The 927-nt window shown below is 70.0% G+C and carries 2 protein-coding genes; both read left to right on the top strand.

Annotated elements, in window-relative coordinates:
* The coding region (locus RHBS_RS28090) for a hypothetical protein (RefSeq protein WP_128646945.1) at positions 1-272 on the top strand (272 nt) is incomplete at its 5' end.
* A 6-nt stretch (positions 273-278) separates the two neighbouring features.
* The gene (locus tag RHBS_RS28085; protein WP_128646944.1) at positions 279-839 is read left to right on the top strand and encodes a hypothetical protein; all 561 of its coding nucleotides are present in this window, start codon (positions 279-281) and stop codon (positions 837-839) included.
* The last annotated feature ends 88 nt before the right edge of the window (positions 840-927 follow it).

Genomic DNA, 927 nt, shown 5'->3' with positions numbered 1-927 from the left:
TGGCCGAGCAGATCGCCGCGGCAGGTGCCGCCGCCGCCGCGTGCGGACCCGCGGTGCTGGCTCCGGTCTTCGGTCTGATCGGACAGGAGTTTCTGGGTGCGGTCACCGGCACCCATCTGGCCCACACCGACGCTGTGGTGCGTCTGGCGGGCACGGTGGCGAGCATCGGTTCCGCAGCCACCGCGTCCGCGGTGTCGTACGCCCTCACCGATGCCGGCACCGGCGCAACCGTCACGGCCTCGGCCGCCGGTATCGCACAGGACGCGCGGTAAGCGCCGATGATCGATCTGCTGGCCCGTCCCATCGTCGATCTGCTCGGAGCCTTCGGCAACGGGGCGCTCCCCACCGGCGGTCCGGCCGACGTGCTGCGTGTGTCCTCGGCAGCGATCGAGGCGGCGCAGGGAATCGGCAGGGTCGCGATCACCGAGCTCGCTGCGAACTGGAACGGTGACGCCGCCGACGCGGCCATTCGGTACGCCGAGAACGCTCACACGAGCGCACTTGCCCTCGCCGACCACGCCGACGACATCGCAGCCGTCGTCGATCAGGCCTGCCGCGACACCAATCAAGGCTTCCTCGAATTGCAGTCGATCGTGCAATCGTTCGTCGGAATCGCACTGTCGGCCGGGCCGATCATCGCCACCCCGCCGGGGCAGACCATGCTGATCACGGCGGCCATCGAACACCTCGAGCGAGCTCTCGTGGTGGTGGCGCGCGTGCGGGGCGAGTTGGCCGTCCACACCGCGAGAGTCGGTGAACTGGCCGCTCCGCCGACAGTTCCCGCCCCCCGTGGGCGGCGGACCGACACCGACCCCCCGGCTCACCCTCGAATCTCATGACCTCGCCCGCGACATCACAGGTGATCGAAGCAGGCGAGAAGCTGGCGAAGACGTTCGCGCAGTCCGTCTCCTCCCCTGCCGCCGGAGA

The sequence above is a fragment of the Rhodococcus sp. BS-15 genome (assembly GCF_000813105.1).
Lineage (GTDB): Bacteria > Actinomycetota > Actinomycetes > Mycobacteriales > Mycobacteriaceae > Rhodococcoides.
Note: the sequence above shows the minus strand (reverse complement) of the source record. Positions and strands in the feature narration are given on the sequence as shown.

Coding starts and splice junctions, on each gene's coding strand:
- RHBS_RS28085 (WP_128646944.1), top strand. CDS start 279: ATGATCGATCTGCTGGCCCGTCCCATCGTCGATCTGCTCGGAGCCTTC.